The 22,410-nt window shown below is 36.4% G+C and carries 16 protein-coding genes; 6 read left to right on the forward strand and 10 right to left on the reverse strand.

What is annotated here, in order from left to right; all coding sequences use genetic code 11:
• Window positions 1–70 precede the first annotated feature (70 nt).
• Window positions 71–2,695 carry a glucosidase gene (locus K5R64_RS10300; protein WP_220763246.1) on the reverse strand — a complete coding sequence of 875 codons (2,625 nt, stop codon included), beginning with the start codon at window positions 2,693–2,695 and terminating at the stop codon, window positions 71–73.
• A gap of 202 nt (window positions 2,696–2,897) precedes the next feature.
• Window positions 2,898–5,315: an RND family transporter gene (locus K5R64_RS10305; protein ID WP_220763248.1), complete on the reverse strand. Its 2,418-nt coding sequence runs from the start codon at window positions 5,313–5,315 to the stop codon at window positions 2,898–2,900.
• Between the two features lie 195 nt (window positions 5,316–5,510).
• Between K5R64_RS10305 and K5R64_RS10310 the strand changes: the two genes are divergently transcribed.
• Both K5R64_RS10310 and K5R64_RS10315 read left to right on the forward strand, forming a co-directional pair.
• Window positions 5,511–7,781, forward strand: coding sequence for a cation:proton antiporter (locus tag K5R64_RS10310; RefSeq protein ID WP_220763250.1), 2,271 nt, complete (start codon window positions 5,511–5,513; stop codon window positions 7,779–7,781).
• Between the two features lies 1 nt (window position 7,782).
• Entirely contained in the window at window positions 7,783–8,112 is a 330-nt protein-coding gene (locus tag K5R64_RS10315) for a multidrug efflux SMR transporter (protein ID WP_220763252.1), read from the forward strand.
• Here the strand turns inward: K5R64_RS10315 and K5R64_RS10320 are convergent.
• The 3 genes from K5R64_RS10320 to pyrH form a co-directional block, all read right to left on the reverse strand.
• Window positions 8,109–10,604 (reverse strand): DUF5686 family protein, encoded by a 2,496-nt coding sequence (locus tag K5R64_RS10320; RefSeq protein WP_220763254.1) that lies wholly within the window; start codon window positions 10,602–10,604, stop codon window positions 8,109–8,111. The genes K5R64_RS10315 and K5R64_RS10320 overlap by 4 nt on opposite strands.
• A gap of 109 nt (window positions 10,605–10,713) precedes the next feature.
• Window positions 10,714–11,277, reverse strand: a complete 564-nt coding sequence (gene frr / locus K5R64_RS10325) for a ribosome recycling factor (RefSeq protein ID WP_220763257.1) — start codon at window positions 11,275–11,277, stop codon at window positions 10,714–10,716.
• Window positions 11,278–11,347: 70 nt separating this feature from the next.
• On the reverse strand, window positions 11,348–12,055 hold the full coding sequence (gene pyrH / locus K5R64_RS10330) for a UMP kinase (protein WP_220763259.1): 708 nt from the start codon (window positions 12,053–12,055) through the stop codon (window positions 11,348–11,350).
• A 223-nt stretch (window positions 12,056–12,278) separates the two neighbouring features.
• On the opposite strand from pyrH, the gene K5R64_RS10335 reads away from it, so the two are divergent.
• The gene (locus K5R64_RS10335; protein ID WP_220763261.1) at window positions 12,279–12,926 is read left to right on the forward strand and encodes a carboxypeptidase-like regulatory domain-containing protein; all 648 of its coding nucleotides are present in this window, start codon (window positions 12,279–12,281) and stop codon (window positions 12,924–12,926) included.
• Window positions 12,927–12,929: 3 nt separating this feature from the next.
• On the forward strand, window positions 12,930–13,526 hold the full coding sequence (locus tag K5R64_RS10340; protein WP_220763262.1) for a hypothetical protein: 597 nt from the start codon (window positions 12,930–12,932) through the stop codon (window positions 13,524–13,526).
• 2 nt (window positions 13,527–13,528) lie between these two features.
• Here the strand turns inward: K5R64_RS10340 and K5R64_RS10345 are convergent, their stop codons facing one another.
• From K5R64_RS10345 to K5R64_RS10365, 5 genes are all read right to left on the reverse strand, one after another.
• Entirely contained in the window at window positions 13,529–14,308 is a 780-nt protein-coding gene (locus tag K5R64_RS10345) for a patatin-like phospholipase family protein (protein ID WP_220763410.1), read from the reverse strand.
• A 448-nt stretch (window positions 14,309–14,756) separates the two neighbouring features.
• Entirely contained in the window at window positions 14,757–15,455 is a 699-nt protein-coding gene (gene truB, locus K5R64_RS10350; protein ID WP_220763263.1) for a tRNA pseudouridine(55) synthase TruB, read from the reverse strand.
• Window position 15,456: 1 nt separating this feature from the next.
• Entirely contained in the window at window positions 15,457–16,242 is a 786-nt protein-coding gene (locus K5R64_RS10355; RefSeq protein WP_220763264.1) for an undecaprenyl-diphosphate phosphatase, read from the reverse strand.
• 83 nt (window positions 16,243–16,325) lie between these two features.
• Window positions 16,326–16,559, reverse strand: a complete 234-nt coding sequence (locus K5R64_RS10360) for a DUF3098 domain-containing protein (protein WP_220763265.1) — start codon at window positions 16,557–16,559, stop codon at window positions 16,326–16,328.
• A gap of 76 nt (window positions 16,560–16,635) precedes the next feature.
• Window positions 16,636–17,511, reverse strand: a complete 876-nt coding sequence (locus K5R64_RS10365; RefSeq protein ID WP_220763266.1) for an ABC transporter permease — start codon at window positions 17,509–17,511, stop codon at window positions 16,636–16,638.
• 159 nt (window positions 17,512–17,670) lie between these two features.
• Between K5R64_RS10365 and K5R64_RS10370 the strand changes: the two genes are divergently transcribed.
• Window positions 17,671–21,219, forward strand: coding sequence for a DUF559 domain-containing protein (locus K5R64_RS10370; RefSeq protein ID WP_220763267.1), 3,549 nt, complete (start codon window positions 17,671–17,673; stop codon window positions 21,217–21,219).
• A 272-nt stretch (window positions 21,220–21,491) separates the two neighbouring features.
• A complete protein-coding gene (locus K5R64_RS10375; protein WP_220763269.1) occupies window positions 21,492–22,181 on the forward strand; it encodes a zinc metallopeptidase in 690 nt (229 codons plus the stop codon).
• The last annotated feature ends 229 nt before the right edge of the window (window positions 22,182–22,410 follow it).

The following is a 22,410-nucleotide window of genomic DNA, read 5'->3' on the forward strand; positions in this document are numbered from 1 at the left end:
AAATAATCACTCCAAGCCCCAAAAAAAAGCAACTCGAGTGGAGTTGCTTTTATAGATAATAAGATGTTTTTTATTGATTCTTTTCTAATTCCAAAATCAAATTGGCAATCAAGGCAGTCCATCCTGTTTGGTGTGAGGCTCCAAGACCTTTACCAGTGTCGCCATCAAAAAACTCATAAAAGAAATGTTCGTTTTTAAAATGTTCGTTAGTAGCAAAAAGTTTTTCGGGGTCTTCTGCATGGTATTGGAATTTGCCATCTTCATTACGTTCAAACAATTTGATTAATCGTTTGGTCAATTCGTTTGCAATTTCATTTAAATTCAGCTTTTTGCCTGAACCTGTTGGGAATTCATAAATATAGGTAGGGCCGTAAAAGGTGTAATATTTGCGTAGCGATTGAATAATCATATAATTCAATGGCATCCAAATAGGACCACGCCAATTGGAATTTCCACCAAACATATTGGAACGGCTTTCACCCGGTTCATACTGAATTTGGTGATGTCCATCGTTGTTAAAAATAAAAGGATGTTTTTCGTGGTATTTAGAAAGCGAACGGATTCCGTAATCAGAAAGGAATTCGTCCTCATCGAGTAAACGTTTTAAGAGGTGCTCCAAGCGGAAACCACGCATGATAGAGAAAAGAAAATTCCCTTCTTTATTGGCGCTTTCTAAATTGGATATCAATGAAGCAAGGTCAGGTCGCGTACGAATGATTTCGTTAGCACGTCTTCTGAAATCTTTTAATTCATCAAATAAATCTTTGTGCATGATTTCAACTGCAAACATCGGGATGACCCCTACCAATGAGCGTACCTTAAGACGTTCTGCGCTACCATCTGCCATTTGTACAACATCGTAGTAGAAGTTGTCTTGATCATCCCATAACGAAATGTCTTTTTTTCCAATGTGGTGCATTGCCCAAGCAATATTCAAGAAATGTCTGAAAAACTTAGCGGAAACTTCTTCGTAAATTTTGTTGGTCTTGGCTAATTCGAGGGACATACGCAACATATTCAATGAGAACATCGCCATCCAACTGGTGGCATCGGCTTGTTGCATTTTTTTGATTCCTTTAGGCATGTGATTGCGGTCAAAAACCCCAATGTTGTCCAGTCCTAAAAATCCTCCTTCAAATAAATCAGTGCCACTAGTATCTTTTTGATTTACCCACCAAGTAAAGTTGATAAGCAGTTTTTGGAAGGCTTTTTCTAGAAAAGAAGTGTCGGCTTTACCCTTGCTAATGCGGTCTCTTTCATACACAGTCCACACGGCCCATGAATGCACAGGAGGATTCACATCACTAAAGTTCCATTCATACGCTGGAATTTGGCCATTAGGATGCATATAGCTTTCTTGTAGAACTAATAACAATTGTTGCTTGGCAAAACAAGGGTCAATTTCAGCAAATGATGCCATGTGAAAAGCAAGGTCCCAAGCGGCATACCAAGGGTATTCCCATTTATCTGGCATCGATATGATGTGGCGGTTGTTGAGGTGTTGCCAGCTAAAATTACGAGGATGATCTCTATGGGCGGGATTTTCTTCGGTACCTCCAAAAAGCCATTTGTGAACATTGTAATAATAAAATTGCTTGGTCCACAACAAACCTGAAAAAGCACTTTTGGCGATAGCTTGATGTTCTTTGGCAATTTTATCACTAATGATTTGGTCGTAAAACGCCTCACATTCTTTTTTTCGTAAGTCAAATACCATTTCGAAATCTTCCCAAGGCTTTTTTATAATTTCTTTGCTCAGACGGATTCTTACGATTTTTTCTTCACCAGGTTTTAGTTTTAATTCGTGATGTACGGCTACTTTAGTGCCAAATTTCTTAGGGTTTACTGTAGCTTCTTTTTTGGTAATATAATCGTTGATGCCGTCTTTGACGTATTTGTATTCGTTTTTGTAATGGTAAATGCGTTGGTTGTTGGTTTCGTTTTCACAAAATAGTTGTTCGCCTTTCTCGTGATAAAAATAATATTCCCCATTTCGGGTACAACTAGAATGTACAGTAGTGTCCGAAACCGATTCCATATTTGGACGCGGATGGCGGTTGTTGTGTTTCCAATAATTGCGAAACCAAAGATGTGGCAATACGTGTATGTTGGCATCTTTTAAGCCTCTGTTGACTACCGTGATTTTCATCAAGATATCGTCAATGCCAGCTTTGGCATATTCTATAAAACAATCAAAATAGGCATTGTCTTTAAACAAATCGGTGTCGAGTAATTCGTATTCCGGTTCTTCCCGACTGCGAAGGTTTTTTTGGATTAACTCTTCGTAAGGAAATTCGTTTTGAGGGTATTTGTATAAATATTTGTTGTACGAATGGGTGGGAGTCGAAACTTGATGAAAATACAGTTCTTTTACATCTTCTCCGTGATTTCCCTGATTGTTGGTGAGTCCAAACAAACGTTCTTTGATAATAGGGTCTTTTCCGTTCCAAAAAGCAGGTGCTAGACATAGGATTTCGCGTGAGTCGCAAAAACCCCCAATACCTTCTTCTCCCCAACGATAAGCATTGCTTCGTGCTTTGTCATGAGAAATGTATTCCCAAGCATTGCCATCTTGACTGTAGTCTTCCCGTACGGTACCCCATTGCCTTTCGGCTAAATAAGGACCCCATTTTTTCCAGTTTTTATAGGTGTTATCAACAGCTAATCTTTCTGCTTCAGTAGTAATCTGAGTCATAATTCGTTGATTTTATTTTATGGTATTTAAAAAATACAACACTCAAAAAATGTTGTGTTGTTGTTAAAAATAAGGTTTTTTTAAAACATCTGACAAAGTTGATTTAAGTATTCCTTAATTGTTAAATATCTCGTTTTTCTTTTTGCATCAGATAAAAAAAAGCGCTTTTAATTCACAATGCGATAAAAAGAAAATAACGGTTTTATTTGTCAATCATTTCTAATGTTGCAGGTTCTTCGGACTTGCTTAACACATCAATGGTAGGTTCTTTAAATTCTTGTTCGTTGGCCAATCTTTTATTGAGTGTTAGTACCAAACAAGGTAAAAGCATCAGATTCGATAACATTCCAAAGAGCAATGTCATGGCAATTAATCCGCCCAGCGCTACTGTTCCACCAAAATCAGATAATAGAAAAACTGAAAATCCTGCAAATAAAACGACTGAGGTGTAAAACATACTTACGCCTGCTTCTTTGATTGTAGCCATTACCGATTTTTTTATTTTCCAATTATGATTGGTTAGCTCTTGACGGTATTGTGCCAAAAAGTGAATGGTGTCATCCACCGAAAGCCCAAACGCTATACTAAAAACCAAAATGGTTGATGGTTTAAGCGGTATGCCAAAATAACCCATTAAGCCCGCGGTAATCATCAAGGGTAGTAAGTTAGGAATGACCGAAACGACCACCATCTTAAACGAACGAAACATAAATACCATCAAAAGACTGATTAAAAATACCGCAAAAAACAAAGAAGTTACTAGGTTGTCTAAGAGGTATTTGGTGCCTTTTTCGAACACCAACGCTTTTCCTGTCATTACTACATCATAACGCTCTTTTGGGAAAATACTGTCGATTTTGGTTTGCAATTGATGCTCAATTTTGGCCATGTTTCCAGTGCCAATGTCTTTCATGAAAGTGGTGATACGTGCCGTTTGTCCGGCGCTGTCCACATAGCTTTTCATGATGTTTTCTTTGGTGTTCTTGGTTGCATTTTTGGCATAACTCAAGATAAAACTTTGTTCTTGCGAACTTGGTAATTCATAATAATCAGGGTTGCCGTTGTAGTAGGCTTGCTTTGAGTATTTGACTAAGTTGAGTATTGAAATAGGCTTTGATAATTCTGGAATGGAATCTATCGTTTCTTGTAACTCATCCATTTTACGAAGGGTGGAGGATTTCATTACTCCTTTTTTTCTTTTCGTGTCAATGGTTATTTCCAAAGGCATGACTCCGTTGAATTCGTTTTCAAAGAACAATATATCCTTGAAGAAAGCTGTATTTTGAGGCATGTCTTCGATTAAACTACCCGAAGTTTGGATTTTGAATGCGCCAAAGGTGCTCACTATAAATAAAAGCAGGGCAACCGCATACACATAGCGACGGTTGTATTTGACCATTTTTTCTATCCATTGCATAAAAACTTTGGTGTAATTACGGCTAAGGTGTTCCAAGTGTTTGCTTTTTGGCACTGGTTGATAGCTGTAATAAATGGGAATTGTAATAAGACACAAAAAGAATAAAGCCATAATACTTAGAGACGAAATGATACCAAATTCTCGTAACAATTGACTTTTTGTTAGGATGAAAGTTGCAAAACCAGCAGCAGTGGTCAAATTGGTCATCAAAGTAGCGGTTCCTACTTTGGTAATAACACGTTGTAAGGCTTTGGCCTTGTTTCCGTGGGCTACGTATTCTTGTTGGTATTTATTGGTCAAGAAAATACAGTTTGGTATCCCAATAACAATCACCAGTGTAGGAACCAATGCGGTAAGAACGGTAATGTGATAATTAAAAAGACCTAGGAGTCCAAAAGTCCACATCACCCCAATGACAACAATAAGAATAGCAATTAAAGTGGCTCTGAACGAACGGAAAAAGAAAAAGAAAATCAATGAGGTGATGAGTAGTGAAACTCCGATAAATAAACTGATTTCGTCCAGAATACTCAAAGCGTTTAGCGTGCGAATGTAAGGCATGCCTGAAACACGTAAATCGATGCCAGTTTCTTTTTCAAAAGCTTCAATCTTTGGGATAAAATCATTGACAATATATTCTTTGCGGTGGGCGGTGTTGACAATGTCTTTGTCCATATAAATCGCTGAGCGCAAGGTGCCGTTTTGTTTGTTGTACAAAAGACCTTCGTAAAAAGGCATGTTTTGAAGCAAGTCTTTTTTTAAGGTGTTCAGGTACGCTGTAGAGGTGGTTTTGGAGGCGTCCACAAACGGAACCATTTCAAAAGTTTGGAGCGAATCGTTTTTCTTAAGTTGTTTTAAGTCATTGATGGATACCACCAAGTCAATTTCTTTTTGTGCCTTGATGGTGGACATTAATTTGTTCCAAGCAGCAAATGCTTTTGGTGTAAAAAAAGCATCGTCTTTGACACCTACAACAATTAAATTTCCTTCTTCACCAAATTTATCTAGAAAAGCATTGTATTCGTTATTGATGATGTTGTTATCTGGAAGTAGGTTGGCTTCTGTAAATGAAAACTGAATGTTTTTCCATTGAAGTGCTAGTGCTACTGTTATCAAGGCGATAAGTCCAAGAATGGCAAGTCGGTTTTTAAGTACAATTCGGGCGATAAATTCCCAAAATCCTACTTTAAATATCTTTTTCATAGTTGTTTTAAAATGGGGGCAAAGGTAGTGAAAACCATAGTGAAAGCGTAATTTATTTGTAAATTTTAAATCAAATTTAGGGTTTTGAATGCCTTTTCTTTTGGGGTTAAAACTTAATTATGAGGATGTAAAAGATATTGTAGAATTTACCATCTTTGTGTTGGTTTTAAAAGTGAATATTAGAAAAAGATGATTGTGAAAAAATATAAAAATACGCTGTTTTATTTTGGGGTAACAGGAGGTTTTTCGGCTTTGATTTATTGGATCATTAACCAAGGAAAATTGCTGGAATTGAATAAGCCTGCCATATTGTTGGAAAATGCAAATGACTCTTGGACAGATTTTGTAGATTCAATGATGCACAATTTCAAAGAGCCATTAGCGATACTGCTGGCGCAAATTGTAATGATTATTTTAATGGCTCGTTTTTTTGGTTGGGTTTTTAAAAAAATTAGTCAACCTACCGTTATCGGGGAGATTATTGCGGGTATTGTATTAGGCCCCTCCTTGGTAGGGATGTATTTTCCAGAGTTTTCAGCGGCGTTGTTTCCTCTAGAGTCATTGGGGAATTTAAAATTCTTGAGCCAAATTGGTTTGATTCTGTTCATGTTTGTGATTGGAATGGAGTTGGATGTTAAAGTGTTAAAAAATAAAGCGAGCGAAGCCATTGTGATTAGTCATGCCAGTATTGTGATTCCGTTTGCTATGGGTATTGGATTGTCTTATTTTGTGTACAATCAATTTGCTCCCGAAGGAGTTGCTTTTCTTTCATTCAGTTTGTTCATGGGAATAGCGATGAGTATTACCGCTTTTCCTGTCTTGGCACGTATTGTACAAGAGCGAGGCATTCATAAAACCCGATTGGGGGCTATTGTGATTACCTGTGCCGCAGCTGATGATATTACCGCTTGGTGCTTGCTAGCCGTAGTAATTGCCATTGTCAAAGCGGGTGATTTTGTAGGCTCGTTGTATGTTATTTCATTGGCGTTTGTGTATGTTTTGGCTATGATTTTCATAGTGAAACCTTTTTTGAAACGCATAGGGGATTTGTATGCTGAAAAAGAGAACATTGGTAAACCTGTGATGGCTATTTTCTTTTTAATTTTAATTCTCTCTTCGTATGCTACTGAAGTAATTGGGATTCATGCGCTTTTTGGGGCCTTCATGATGGGAGCCATCATGCCGGATATTTCTAAATTTAGAATGATATTTATTGAAAAGGTCGAAGACGTTTCGGTAATTTTATTATTGCCTTTGTTTTTTGTGTTTACAGGTTTGAATACACAAGTTGGACTCATTAATGATATTTATCTATGGAAAGTGACAGGTGCAATTATCGCTGTTGCTGTTATAGGAAAGTTTATTGGCAGTGCATTGGCAGCCAAATTTGTGGGACAAAATTGGCATGATAGTTTGACTATCGGTGCTTTGATGAATACGCGTGGCTTGATGGAGCTGATTGTGCTTAATATTGGTTTGGAGTTGGGAGTGTTAACATCCGAAGTTTTTACCATGATGGTGATTATGGCGTTGGTTACCACTTTTATGACAGGTCCTGCTTTGGATGTATTGGATTTTTTGTTTAAAAACAAAAGGGATTCCGAAGTAGAAGAGCTATTAGACGATGATAAATACCGAATTTTAATTTCCTTTGGGAACAATGAAAAAGGGAAATCTTTATTGCGATTGGCCAACAGTTTGACAAAAAAACAAAAGAAATCAACTGCGATTACAGCCATGCATTTGTCTCAAAGTGACGAACTTCACTCGTTTAACATGGAGGAAATAGAAAAAGAAAGCTTTGAACCTATCTTGGACGAATCGGATCAATTAGGTATTAAAGTAACTTCTATTTTCAAAGTGACTAGTGATATCGAAACTGAGATTGCTGAGGTAACCAATCAAGGAGATTATGATTTATTGTTAGTAGGTTTAGGGAAGTCTATTTTTGAAGGAACACTGCTAGGGAAAGTGATTGGATTTACTACCCGCATCATTAATCCTGACCGCTTGATTGATAAGTTTAAAGGAAAAGAAGGTTTGTTTGAGAATTCTCCTTTTGACGAAAGAACACGTCAGATTGTAGCCAAGACTAAAAAACCACTTGGGATTTTAATTGACAAAGAGTTTCAAGAAGTCAATCAAGTTTTGGTGCCTATTTTAAAATCGGATGATAGTGTTTTGATTGATTTTGTTCAAAAATTGATTTACAATAACAATTCAAAAATCACCTTGTTGGATATGAAAAGTTATGTCAAAAATAATTTTGTGTTGCAAAGTGCCATTGTGACGCTTTTGCAAAAATACCCCAACAATATGGCTGTGATAAATGAAAAGGAAATGAACGCTAACTTATTACAACAACAAGATTTGATGTTGATTAGTTTGGAAAGTTGGAAAACAATTCTGGATTCTGATAGCGATTGGTTGGCTCAAGTGCCTTCTGTTTTAATTATTAAACCCTAAAATGAGTTGGATATTATTAATAATAGGCGGTTTGTTTGAAGTAGCTTTTGCATCTTGTTTAGGCAAAGCCAAAGAAACTTCAGGTTTAGAAGCCACCTATTGGTTAGTGGGTTTTGTAGTATCACTGACTATAAGTATGATTTTGTTGTACAAAGCCACACAGGTACTGCCCATTGGGACGGCTTATGCGGTTTGGACAGGTATTGGTGCAGTAGGAACAGTGCTTGTTGGGATTTTTGTATTTAAAGAGCCAGCAACTTTTTGGCGTTTGTTTTTTATAACTACTTTAATAGCTTCGATTATTGGGTTGAAATTTGTTTCCAGTCATTAAAATCCTAAGTTTAAAACAAAGCTGAGTTTGATAGCAATATTGTCTTCAAAATTAGGCAATTGATTGGGGCCATAACGGTAAAAAGCCGTTAAACCTAAACCGTTCAGGATTTGGTTAAACTCGACTCCCGATTCAAAATAACCTTCGTTCAAGGTTTTGTAATTCAAGCCTACGTGTTGTTCGGGTTGGTCTAGATTACCCCAAGCCATCCTTGAAACCAATACAAATGATGGTTTGACTTTTGAAAACAATCGAACCCTGTTCAAACTATGTTTGAATTGAAAATATGCAAATTCTCGGGAGAAAAACTCATTGAAAAACATGGTTTCAAAACTGTTTTTGCCAGCAAAGGTGATGCGTTGTATAATGGTTTCTTTGGTGATGTTGTTAGGCGAAGTATTGTATAAGTGTGTCAACGGCACATCTCCTAGTGCATAACCTGCCTGAAGGAGTAGATGGGTTTTTTGACCATTCAAATATTTTTTTTCGTATTCGGTTTTGAAATCTAATTTGGTAAACTCGAAATCATTTTCAATCACTTTGGGAAGTGATTGCGTGAGTTGAAAGGTGAATTTAGGATAGCGTTTCTCAATTTCAATTTTACCATTGGGTGTTTGCATAAAATCACTAAAAGGGCTCCATTGCAAGGAAACCTTAGCAGTGGTCATTTGGTAATACGTAAATAAGGTATTGTTGAGATTGTAAGCGTAGTCAAATTTAGGAAGTATTTCACTATGGGTAAGTTCCCAAATACTTTCGGTTTTGGGGATAATTGCTGTTTCAATATAGGTTCGCCAACTGACATGGTTGTAAAAAGTACTAATGTTGATAGGACGAGGGTCGTAAATTTTAAATGGAATTTTATCAATTGAGAAAGTGGTACTGGCTATTTCTCGTACATCATCGGTGTAAGAAATTCCAATCCAGCTGTTTGAAAATTTTCCTATGCGTATGGCGCTGCCCAAATGGTATTTGAACGTGCCATCTTTGGTGCCATAAGCCGTATAACCATCGATTTTAAAAATTTTAGAAAAGCGTTCGTTGGTAGTACCACCAAAACCTAAACGAAAACCTTCGTAGTTATTAAAACGAATTAATTTTCGTAAATCAATATCAAAATAAGGCAGGGGGATAAAGCCATTGATGGCTTTGCGACCAAAACGGATTTTACTTTCTAACCGGTTTTTTTGAAACAAGCTATCGAGAGCTTGATAGGTTTTCTGTTCTCGAATACTCAACGAATTGGTACGGTGTTCGTCCCAAAAATGAGCAGGTTTGTTTAGGGCACTATCTTTGATTTCGATACTTACAAACGATTTTTTTACCGTAATGGGTTGGTTGTATTGTAAGTCATAATTGTAAGTGTGTGAAACTAGAGAAACATAATCCGAGGGTTGTTTTTTTCTTTTTGAAAAAGAGTCTTCTACATCGCCGTCAAAGTGGATGGTACCTCCTAATATTTTGATATCATCATCGTTTTTTCCTTTTACAATTTTAAATTTTTTAGCCGAGGGAAACCAAATTCCTTCTTGAGGTAGGTATTCAAATTCGTGTGTGCCACTGATGTCCAGTACCCCTTTGATGCGCATTACTGCTTTTGCAATAGCATAACTGTTTTGATCGATATACAATACGCCTTCTAAACCTGATTTTTTACTCTTTCTTTTGTTTTTAAAATGAATGCGGTACGTCATTCGGTCGTCAACTGCTACCGTATCCAGCAGGGTATAACTGTATTGACTAGGGGCATCGTAAGCAATGGGGCTGTTGTATTTGGTTTCAAACAATTCATATTTGTAGTCATAGATGGAAAATGATTGCAAGCTAAAACCAATGATTTCATAAATGGGTTGTTTTAATCCGGCCATTTTGGTGCCCAAAATCGTCTCTTTTAATGCCTTGTCTTTATATTGAAAATGAGAAACTTTTTCGGTTAAAAACAAATCGTGTTTGTCTATTGTTTCTTTGAACTTATAATTGGTAGAATCCAATTTGTGAAGCCAAAAACCTCTTTTTTTGGGAATAAAAACCGTGTCTATTTTTTTAGAAATAGAATCTGGAGGAGCACTCACAAGTAATTTGTTGTAAGACTTAAATTCAAAACTTTGAAGTCTGTCTTTGGGATTGTTGGCCTTTTTTGAAGCGATAGCTTTTTGGATAATACCTGCGGCTAAAGCTGCATGAGGATTGTTTTTTGAAGCACAAATTGGTTTAATAGGCGATAGGTAAATTGGATAAAAAGTAACATTAGGAGAAATGACAAGGGTTGCCTTGGTATATCCGGGGTACGTGGTTTCAAAAGTAGTATGACTGGTGGGGATTTCGATTGTAAATTTCCCATCGACATCGGTAGTGGTAAGTTGTTTTCCGTTGGTAAAAACAGAGGCAAAAGGAAGTGCTTTGTTTGTTTGAGCATCTTTTACAACACCGTTTACCTGAAATTGAGCGTGAAGGTTGAGGGTGAACAATAGAATTAAACAAAAATACTTCATGGAGTGAGTTTCTTATCAAACGGTAATGGTACCATTTTGTTATGACAAAAATAGCAATAAAAAAATCCGTTCACTCTGTAAACGGATTTATTCTTGAGATTGAGAGTGATCACACTTTCATAATTTCGGCTTCTTTAACCACTAAAAGTTCGTCAATTTTTTTGATAAAACTATTGGTTAAATTTTGAACCTCGTCTTCAGCACTTTTGCAAATATCTTCTGAGGTGCCTTCTTTTTCTAATTTTTTGATATCTGTGTTAGCATCTTTACGAGCGTTTCTGATACCTATTTTCGCATCTTCTGCTTCTGCTTTAGCTTGTTTGGCTAATTCGCGTCTTCTGTCTTCGGTCAAAGGCGGTACGCTGATGATAATAACATCACCATTGTTCATCGGGTTAAAACCTAAATTAGCAATCATGATGGCTTTTTCAATAGGTTGTAACATGCTTTTTTCAAATGGTTGTAATGTGATTGTCCTAGCATCAGGAGTGCTTATTTTAGCTACTTGTGCTAATGGTGTTGAAGAACCATAATAATCTACAAATACACTTCCTAACATTGCTGGTGATGCTTTACCAGCACGAATGTTCGTAAATGATTTTTCTAAATGCTCAATAGAACCTTCCATAGATTCTTTAGCGCTGTCCAATATAAAATCGATTTCTTCTGTCATCTTTATTTTATTTAGTGTTCTGTATGCAGTATTCGGTTGTTAGTGTTTGTGGTACACCGAATATTATTACCTATATGTTTACTACTGTTCCAATATTGTCTCCGTTACAAATCTTTTCAAGATTTCCTAGTTTATTCATGTCAAAAATAACAATAGGCAACTTGTTTTCTTGGCTTAATGTAAAAGCGGTGGTGTCCATTACGTTAAGACCTTTTTTTATCACTTCATCAAATGTAATAGAATCAAATTTAACTGCCGAAGCATTTTTTTCAGGATCACAGTCATAAACGCCATCAACACGCGTTCCTTTTAGAATGACATCAGCATTAATTTCAACTCCTCTTAATACAGCTGCAGTATCAGTGGTGAAATAAGGGTTTCCTGTACCTGCACCAAAAATCACAATACGTCCTTTTTCCAAGTGACGCACGGCTCTTCTTTTAATATAAGGTTCTGCAATTGCTTCAATTTTTAAAGCAGTTTGCAATCGAGTCAACATGCCTTTGTCTTCAAGAGCTCCTTGAAGCGCCATTCCGTTGATGATTGTAGCCAGCATTCCCATGTAATCACCTTGTACTCTATCCATTCCAGCACTTGCACCAGCTACACCTCTAAAAATGTTTCCTCCACCAATAACAATAGCGATTTCTACTCCTTTGTCGTGGATTTTTTTGATTTCTTCAGCATATTCGGCTAGTCTTACAGGGTCTATTCCGTATTGTTTATTTCCCATTAATGCTTCGCCACTTAATTTCAGAAGAATTCTCTTGTATTTCATGAGTATATTGTGTTGTTTGGTGCAAATATAGTCATATTCTTTTTTTTTGAAATAGGGAGGTTGTTTTTTATAGTAAGTTTTATTTTAATTTTTTTCCTTGTATTTAATTGGAGAGATTTGAATTTTAGTTTGCAAGTTTTTACTTTTTATTGTTTTAGATTTAATATCGAAACGGGTTGCTTCTAGTGAAAATGGTTTAGATTTACCTCCAATATTCATGTCTATGAAACTAATGTTATTGTTGTTTTGCTTTTTCATGTTGTGCTATTGTGATATTCCATATGATGGAGAGACAAAGTTGGTTGTGACAGGAAAGATTTTGGATGAAAATGGAAGCCCAATTTCAGGTAAGGAAGTTGCAGTTGAAATTAACAATGGTAGTACTTACTGGCCCGCTGATTTAATTTCTTATGGTTTTACAGATTCAAATGGGGTTTTCACTTTGGTATTTCCAGCTCCGAAAGGGGATTACAATATTATGACCGTTATCAATGAGGATGATAATGTTTTTCAGGACAAACATATTAGTGCTAAAATTAAAAATTTCAATAACTATAAGTTAGACTTAAACACAATCACCTTATTTAGGAAGGAATCAATTACTAGCTTGAGATTGATTTTAAACAATACCACAACAAAGAAAGGGATTACAAGCATTGAAATCGAAGGGCAGGTACCTGAATTCGATGTTGATTTAAACCTTAATCCAGATAATCCAGGATATTTCAATACATATTATAATGTAATTAAAAATCAAACGGTTCGTCTTAAATATACAGTTTCTGATTTTTCAACTAGTCCATCTTCCATGTCCTATACAGTTTCTGTTCCCATACATAATGAAGCAGTAATTTACACTATAAATTATTAGCTAATGAAATACAGTTTTGTTTTTGTTCTATTTTGTCTCAACCTGACGTTCGGACAAACCAGTTCGAGATTTGGGTTTAAACCCGAGTTTAATTTCCATTCCGTGGCTCCTGTTTCTTTTGGAGATAATTATTTGTCAAAAGCTAATAAGGCTAATCTTGGTTTTGCGGCTAGTGTGATATTTGTTCATTTTGAAAAAATCAAGTTGGGAATAGGTTATGATTACATTAATTATTCCGTTACTGATATTTCTAAAGCAGGTAACTATCATTTTAGCCGATATCATTCAGTTTACGGCATTCTTGCTTATGATATAAAAATTTCAAAAGCATTTTTGTTGGAGCCTTCTATCGGTATAGGTTCTGTAGATCTTAAATTTAAAGACAAGAATCGAAGTTTTGGTGAGCAATCAGGAACGGATTTTAGAATAGGCTGCAAAGGTTTATATTCATTTGATAGAACTTTCGCTACGTATGTTGGAGCAGGATTTGTAACTGCTAAATTTGAAGTGAATACTAATCCTGAATTTGAGTCATTTTATGACCATTCAAAAATGCTACAGATTATTGTTGGTTTAAGAATTAACCTAGACAACAATTAAGTTTACAAATTAAGTGTTTCGTAAGAGTTTTTAGCTGCCTCGTAGCCAATATCAAAAATGGTTTTCATTTTGCTTTTATTGGTTTCAAAAGTGCTGTAAATACTCAGTGCTTCGGGTTTGATAATCCAATCACAGACGGTAAATTTTTGGATGTCTGAATTGGCTGAGAAAATATCAAAGGCTCTGGAGGTCACGGCTCGAATGGAATTCAAATCGGCGGCTTTGATTTTTTGAATCGGACTAACATAAATACCTATAATGGTTTCGCATTGCCCATACAAAACATCCGAAGGAAAATGATTCAAAATACCACCATCACTGTAAGTTTCTCCATTGATTTCGTAAGGAGAGATGATTCCAGGGAAAGCTGAGGAGGCAATAAGCGCATCTACAATTTTTGTTTTGGAATCAAAAATTTTAAGACGGCCTCGTACCATATTGGTGGCTGTGATTTGTACTGGAATCATCAAGTCGCCCAGTGTTGCATCCTGAAAGATAGAATAAAAATTGTCTCGAAACGATTCGGAATCAATTAAGCCTGCTTTTTTAAAGGTAAGGTGTCGCCAATGGAAAATATATATGGATTGAAAAAAAGCCAAAATTTCATCTGGTGTTTTGCCTATGGCGTACAAAGCGGCTACAATTGCGCCCGCACTAGTGCCAGCAATTCTGTCGGGAAAGATGTTTTTTTCAATCAAAAACTGAAGGGCGCCTGCATGTGCAATTCCTTTGGCACCACCACCAGAAAGTACAAGACCAATTGTCTTCTTTTCTAAATCCATTCGTAAGTTGTTGTTTTTATAAAAATACAATTTTTGATTGTTTTTCACTATTTTTTGTGCCAGCAATTGTAAACAGTAGGCTATGTGGAGTAAGGGATGTGGTCTGATTTTGGGAGTGTCTGATTTTTTGCAAAAGAAAAGAATGCGAAAAAATATTTTCTCTATCAAAAATATTTTTGTAACTTAGTGACTGCCAGCCAAATCTATTGTTTTCTGATTTGCTTTTTTTATGAGTGTTTAGTCATTGTTTCACAATTTAAAACTAACGTCATGAAAAAATTTTTCGAAAAACTGTATGATTTATTTTCTCGATTTCTATTTGGAAACGAAAAAATCTCCCACTATTAATCCTTGATTTCTACTAAGGATATGTAAAAAATGGAGTTGTAAAGAAGTACCAAAAAGCACATTTTAAATTAAGTATAATTTATAATGTGTTTTTCTGTGCTTATAATTCATCGAGGATTTTTTGTTCAAATGCGGTAACCTCAGTCGCATTGAGAACAGAGTAGTCTCCTATTTTGGTTCTTCTCAAAACAGTTAAGTGAGCCCCCGAGGCTAAAGCACTACCAAAATCATGTGCTAAGGAGCGGATGTAGGTTCCTTTGCTACAAACTACTCTAAAATCCACTTCGGGTAATTCGATTCGGGTAATTTCAAATTCGTGAATCGTAGTTTTTCTTGAGGCTATTTCGACAGTTTCTCCTGCTCTGGCATGTTCGTATAAACGAACACCATCTTTTTTTATGGCCGAAAAAATAGGAGGTTTTTGGTCTATTTCGCCTAAAAATTGTTCAACGGTTTTATGAATCAAAGCCGCATCAATGTGTGAAGTAGGAAAGGTGTGGTCAATTTCTGTTTCTAAATCATAAGAAGGAGTTGTGGCTCCAAGATGAAAAGTACCAGTGTATTCTTTGGCTTGTCCCTGAATTTCGGTTATTTTTTTGGTGAATTTACCCGTGCAAATGATTAATAATCCAGAAGCCAAAGGGTCTAAGGTTCCTGCGTGTCCTATTTTGAATTTTTTTGGAAGACCTACTTTGTTGATGAGTATGTATTTCAACTTATTAACTGCCTGAAAAGAACTCCAGTGTAAGGGTTTGTCTATCAGGATGATTTGTCCGTTTAAGTAGTCTTCGGCAGTCATTTTAGATGATGGTCAAGGGGTGAATGAAAAAATGGATAATCAATAAGGCTATTCCAATTATGATTCGGTAGTAACCGAAGATTTTAAAACCTTTTCGGCTTAAAAAACCAATAAAACTCTTTATAGCCAATAAGGCAACAATAAAGGCAATCACATTTCCTATGATTAACAAGTTTATTTGTTCTTCTGATAAAACAAAACCTTGCTTATAATAGTCGTAACATTTTTTTACGGTGGCGCCTAACATGGTAGGAACTGCAAGAAAGAAAGAGAATTCGGCCGCAGCAGTTCTAGAAAGATTTTGAGACATTCCTCCTACAATACTAGCTCCTGAACGTGATACTCCAGGAATCATGGCAAGACATTGGAATAAACCAATTTTAAAAGCTTTGCCATAGGTGATTTCGGTATTGTCGGAATGGCTGAACCAATCATCTACTTTTAGTAGAATAATTCCTCCAAGCAATAATGAAATGGATACCGTTACAGGGTTTTCAAGTAATTTATCAATAGCATCACTTAGTAAAAGTCCCAAGACTACCGCAGGAATAAAGGCGACAAGTAATTTGTAATAAAAATCAAAAGATTGTAAAAAGCGTTTGTAATATAAAATAATAACCGAGAGAATAGCTCCCAATTGAATTACTATTGTAAATAGTTTGGTGAAATCGTCCTGTGCAATGCCAAAGAAGGACGAGGCGATGATCATGTGTCCGGTTGAAGAAACGGGTAGAAATTCAGTGATTCCTTCAATAATGGCAAGAACGATGGCTTGTAATGTATTCATTTTTTAGTATTCAGGGTTCGTTATTTTAGTATTCCGTTTTATAAAAGTACTTTTACTGCACATGTGCCACAGAACACTACAAACTATTTTTTTGGATTTTTAAGAATAGAGTAAATGGTGATTCCAAAGCCAATTAAAACGGTTGTAGGAGCCAACCGAATTCTTCTGAAACTAAAAATATCTTCGTTAAAAACATTAGGGTCGTCACTCCCTCCGCCAGACATAAGGATAAAACCAAGTGTGATTACGCCAATTCCTATCAAAAGAATCTTGTAATTGACTTTGTCGAATAAGAATTCTTGTTTGTTATTTTCCATTTTATTTTTGTGTAATTCAAAATAATTAGCAGTCTGTATTGTGTAAATCCTTAATCCAGAAATTCTAATTTCTTAATTAGTATAAATCGTCAGTTCTTAAATTCAAGAATCGTTGTGTGGCAAAATGGGTGCTTATCCAAGTGATTAATACGCCCATGCCAAATACGGCTAGAAAAACACCACCTATTAAAATTTTGTTTTCAAGAATTTCAAGGTCGGGAAAATTTGTTTCCACATACAAAAGCAAAGCAGTCAAGGCGATAATTGCAAGTGTCGCGCCAATCATTCCGAGTCTAACACTACGCATTACAAATGGTTTTCGGATGAAGGATTTAGTAGCACCCACCATTTGCATGGTTTTAATTATAAAGCGATTGGAATAAATAGACAATCGCAACGAACTATTGATTAAGAGAACGGCAATAAAAGTCAAAAAGCAACTGATGATTAAAATCCACATACTCACTTTTTTGATGTTGTCATTCACTAAGTTTACCAGTTGTTTGTCGTAAACAATATCCGATATGAGTTCGTTTTGACGCAACTGACTTTCAATTTTTGCAATACTGTCACGCTCCACATATTTGGCTTTCAAATGGATGTCGTAAGAGTTTTGTAACGGGTTTTCGCCAAGAAATGCTAAAAAATCCTCACCAATAATATCGGTATGTTGCTTTGCTGCTTGTTCTTTGGTTACAAAAACAGAGGATTTTGCAAACGGAGCTTTTTTTAATTCCTCTCCAAAAGCCTTAAGTTCCTCGTCAGTGGTTTTATTTTCAAAAAAAACAGTCATGGCAATTTTTTCTTTGAAGTCGTCTGCGAGTTTTTTAGAGTTAATAATAAAAAGCCCTAGCGTGCCCAATAGGAACAAGACCAAAAATATACTTAGTACAACAGAAAAATAAGAGGATATCAATCTGCGTTTTTGAAACTTTTCAAAGGAAGAACTCATAGTGTATTTTAATTATGGCGTAAAAATAATAAAGTATTTCTTTATTTAAAGTTAATAACGCTCAAAGTTTTGACTTTCGTACAATAAACGTAAATTTGCGCCTTTATAATTCATAAAACGTAAAGGCTTAGCGTCTTTGTACCTTAGAAACTCACTGTGATGAAATACAATCCGAACGAAATCGAAGCCAAATGGCAAAAATACTGGGCTGATAACAAAACTTTTGCGGCCTCAAATACTTCCGAAAAGCCCAAACATTATGTATTAGACATGTTTCCTTATCCATCAGGAGCAGGATTGCACGTAGGGCATCCGTTAGGATATATTGCTTCGGATGTGTATTCAAGATACAAAAGGCATCAAGGTTTCAATGTGTTGCATCCTATGGGGTATGATAGTTTTGGATTACCAGCGGAACAATATGCGATTCAAACCGGACAACGACCTGAAGATACCACTCGCGTCAATATTGATGGTGGTGTGGATAAAGAAGGAAACCAAATTGCAGGTTACAGAAAGCAATTAGACAAAATAGGATTTTCATTTGATTGGGACCGAGAAGTGCGTACTTCAAATCCTGATTATTACAAGCATACCCAATGGATTTTTATCCAATTGTTCAATTCTTGGTACAATAAAAACACAGATAAAGCAGAGGACATTTCGACCTTGATTTCGATTTTTGAAACAGAAGGAAATGCGAATGTAAATGCCGTTTGCGATGATAATATTGCTCCATTTTCTGCCTCAGAATGGAACGCTTTCGCAAAAGAAGAACAAGAGAAAATATTATTGCAATACCGATTGACGTACCTAGCAGAAACTGAGGTAAACTGGTGTCCGGGCTTAGGAACGGTTTTGGCGAATGACGAAATTGTAAATGGGGTTTCGGAGCGTGGTGGTTATCCTGTGGTTCGTAAAAAAATGACCCAATGGAGCATGCGCATTTCGGCTTATGCAGAGCGTTTGTTGCAAGGATTAAATGATATTGATTGGAGCGAAAGCATCAAAGAAAGTCAGCGCAACTGGATTGGGAAATCGGTTGGTGCGATGGTAACTTTTTATCTCCTCCCCCCTGCCCCCTCCAAAGGAGGGGGAGCAGAACCTGGATACATGACGGGTAATTCTCAAAACGCAAAAAACTTATTGGTTAATGCGAAGGAAATGCGAAAAGAACCCACATTTGCAGAAGCGATGTTGTGGGATGCTGTTAGAAATAAAAAATTAGAAGGGAAGTTTAGAAGACAACATTTAATTGGTAATTATATTGTCGATTTTGTATGCTTAGAAAGCAGATTAATTGTTGAAGTTGACGGAGAATATCATAATACACCTGAACAAATTGAATTTGACGAACAAAGAACTTTAGAATTAGAACAAAAACATAGATTCAAAGTTATCCGATTTACAAACGAAGAGGTAAAAAAAGATATTGAAAAGGTTTTATCAGAAATCAAAACAGAATTAAATAAAAGAAAACCAGAAGACGAAACAAATCCAGCTTCGGCTCCCTCCCCTTCGGGGAGGGTTGGGGTGGGGATTTTCACCACTAGGCCAGACACCATTTTTGGAGTTACTTTTATGACATTGGCGCCAGAACACGAATTGGTAGCCAAAATCACAACTCCAGAACAAAAAGCAGCAGTAGAAGCCTATATCGAAAAAACAGCTAAGCGTTCAGAAAGAGAGCGAATGGCCGATGTAAAAACCATTTCAGGGGTGTTTACAGGAGCTTATGCAGAACACCCATTTACCAAGGAGCCGATTCCAGTTTGGATTGGGGATTATGTTTTGGCAGGTTACGGAACAGGAGCGGTAATGGCCGTACCTTGTGGTGATGAGAGAGATTATGCTTTTGCAAAACATTTTAATATTCCAATCAAAAACATTTTCAACGTCCTTAACCCCCCTCCTTCGGAGGGGTTGGGGGAGGAATGTGCTTTTGCTTCAAAAGAAGGGTTTGAATTAGTAAACTCTGATTTCTTAAACGGATTAGGTTACAAAGAAGCAACTCAAAAAGTGATTGCTGAGTTAGAAAAGCTAGGTCAAGGTTATGGAAAAGTAAACTACCGTTTGCGTGATGCGGTTTTCTCGCGTCAGCGTTATTGGGGTGAGCCTTTCCCAGTGTATTATGTGAATGGGTTGCCACAGATGATTGATGCGCAACATTTGCCAATCATTTTGCCAGAAGTAGAGAAATATTTGCCAACCGAAGACGGTTTGCCTCCGTTAGGAAATGCTGCGGTTTGGGCTTGGGACAGTGTTCAGTGTTCAGTGGTTAGTAATGAGTTAATAGATAATGTGACTGTGTTTCCGTTAGAATTGAACACCATGCCAGGTTGGGCAGGAAGTTCTTGGTATTGGATGCGTTATATGGACGCTAAAAACGAAACCGAATTTGCAAGCAAAGAGGCCTTGAAATACTGGGAATCGGTGGATTTATATATAGGTGGAAGCGAACATGCTACTGGTCACTTACTGTATTCTCGTTTTTGGAACAAATTCTTAAAAGACAAAGGTTTTGCACCAACCGAGGAGCCGTTCAAAAAACTGATTAATCAGGGAATGATTTTGGGGACGAGTGCGTTTGTATATAGAGTTTACTTGACTGTTAAAGATAAATCTAAAGAAATTAGAAAGAGTGATCGAGAAGTTTCTTATCCTATGGATGCTTTAAAATATATCTCTCAAAATTATAGTTATTATACTTCTTTCAATTATTTGACAGATTTAAGTGATGGTAAAATTGAACCATCAAACTTCGAATCAGGGAAAGTCTTTACTGTTTATAATTTAGAGTTAGGAAAAGAACTTATGTCTGAATTTGAAATTGAGCAAGCAATTATTGATAAGGTTTTATTAGGAGATTATATTTTAGATGTAAGTTTTGATCCTATTAGAATTCCTATAAAGCATGTAAATAACAGTAACGAATTAGATGTTGAAGCATTGAAAACGGGATTTCATCAATTATCTTCTTCTAACTTCTTTTATAAAGGAAAATTTATTGTTGGAAGGGGAGTTGAGAAAATGTCAAAGTCATATCACAATGTTGTAACACCAGATGATATATGTGAAGAATACGGTGCTGATACTTTGCGTTTATACGAAATGTTCTTAGGGCCATTGGAGCAGGCAAAGCCATGGAATACGGCAGGAATTTCGGGAGTTTTCGGTTTCCTTAAAAAGTTATGGCGTTTGTATTTTGACGAAAATGGTTTGATTGTTACCAATGACGAACCTACCAAAGACAACTTAAAATCACTACACAAAACCATAAAAAAAGTGTCGGATGACATTGAGAATTTCTCTTTCAACACTTCGGTTTCGCAGTTTATGATTTGTGTCAACGAATTGTCGTCTCAAAATTGCCATTCACGTGCCATTCTAGAGCCATTGGCGATTGTGATTTCGTCTTATGCGCCACATATCGCCGAAGAATTATGGTCGGCTTTAGGGCATGAAGGGTCGATTGCTACGGTAGCTTTCCCTAAATTCGAAGAAAAACATTTGGTAGAATCTGAAAAAGAATACCCTGTTTCATTCAACGGAAAAATGCGTTTCACCATCAAATTGCCTTTGGATTTAACCAAAGACCAAATTGAGGAAATCGTAATGAAAGACGAAAGAACCCAAAAACAACTAGACGGCAAAACGCCTAATAAAGTGATTATCGTTCCAGGGAAAATTATCAACTTGGTGGGGTAACAGAGGCGAATTCAATATTCGACAATCAATCGCAATGACAATAGTCAATCGAAATAATTAATTCTAATTTTTAATATTTTAAAATCCAAATCCCAATTACACTTCGACAGGCTCAGTGTGACAATGGCGATTTGGATTTTTTTTGTCATTGCCATTGAAAATTTCCATTAAGCATTTTAATACATTTTTAACGGGTGTCAAATTGGCATTTTTGTAAATTGGTTCAGAATTTGATTCTTAATTATCAAAATTTAAACTAAAATATAAAAAATATGGGAAGTGGATATTTAATACTTGCGGGTCTGATTATGCTTTTTAGCTGGTTAGTGAGTGCAAGACTAAAAAGCAAATTTGAACACTATTCGAAATTGCATTTGCAAAACGGGATGAGTGGAGCAGAAATTGCTCAAAAAATGCTAGCTGACAACGGAATTTATGATGTGCGAGTGATTTCGACACCAGGACAACTCACGGATCATTACAATCCAATGGATAAAACAGTTAACCTTAGTGAAGCGGTGTACAACCAGCGCAATGCAGCAGCAGCAGCGGTAGCGGCTCATGAATGTGGGCATGCGGTTCAACACGCTGTGGGTTATGAATGGTTGACGATGCGCTCTAAGTTGGTGCCTTTTGTGAATGTTGCTTCGACCTATATGCAATGGGTATTGTTAGGTGGGATTTTGTTACTAGAAAGTTTTCCTCAGTTGTTGTTAATTGGGATTATTTTGTTTGCCACAACAACCGTGTTTTCTATTATTACGTTGCCTGTAGAGTATGATGCGAGTAATCGTGCTTTGGCTTGGTTAGAGAACAAACGAATGCTGACACAACAAGAACATGCAGGTGCTAAAGATGCTTTAAAATGGGCTGCTCGTACGTATCTAGTAGCGGCGATTGGTTCCATTGCAACCTTGCTGTATTACCTTTCTATTTATTTAGGTGGAAATAGAAGAGATTAATAATTACGTTGCTTCGAATAAAGTAAAACCGCATGTATGCGGTTTTTTTATGGTCTTACATAAGATGAAAGCTTTGAGTGCATTGGGAGTGTAACAGAGTTAGGGGACTTTAATTCGTGCCAAGTTTTGATAACTACTGGTAAGCTCACAAAATCCTAATGAAGTTTTGGATTAAGGGTAGAAAAAAAATCTCCAAAACAAATGAATGATTTGGAGATTTTTAAAGTGA

This window comes from Flavobacterium sp. UMI-01, from assembly GCF_019656315.1.
In the GTDB taxonomy this organism is placed as follows: Bacteria; Bacteroidota; Bacteroidia; order Flavobacteriales; family Flavobacteriaceae; genus Flavobacterium.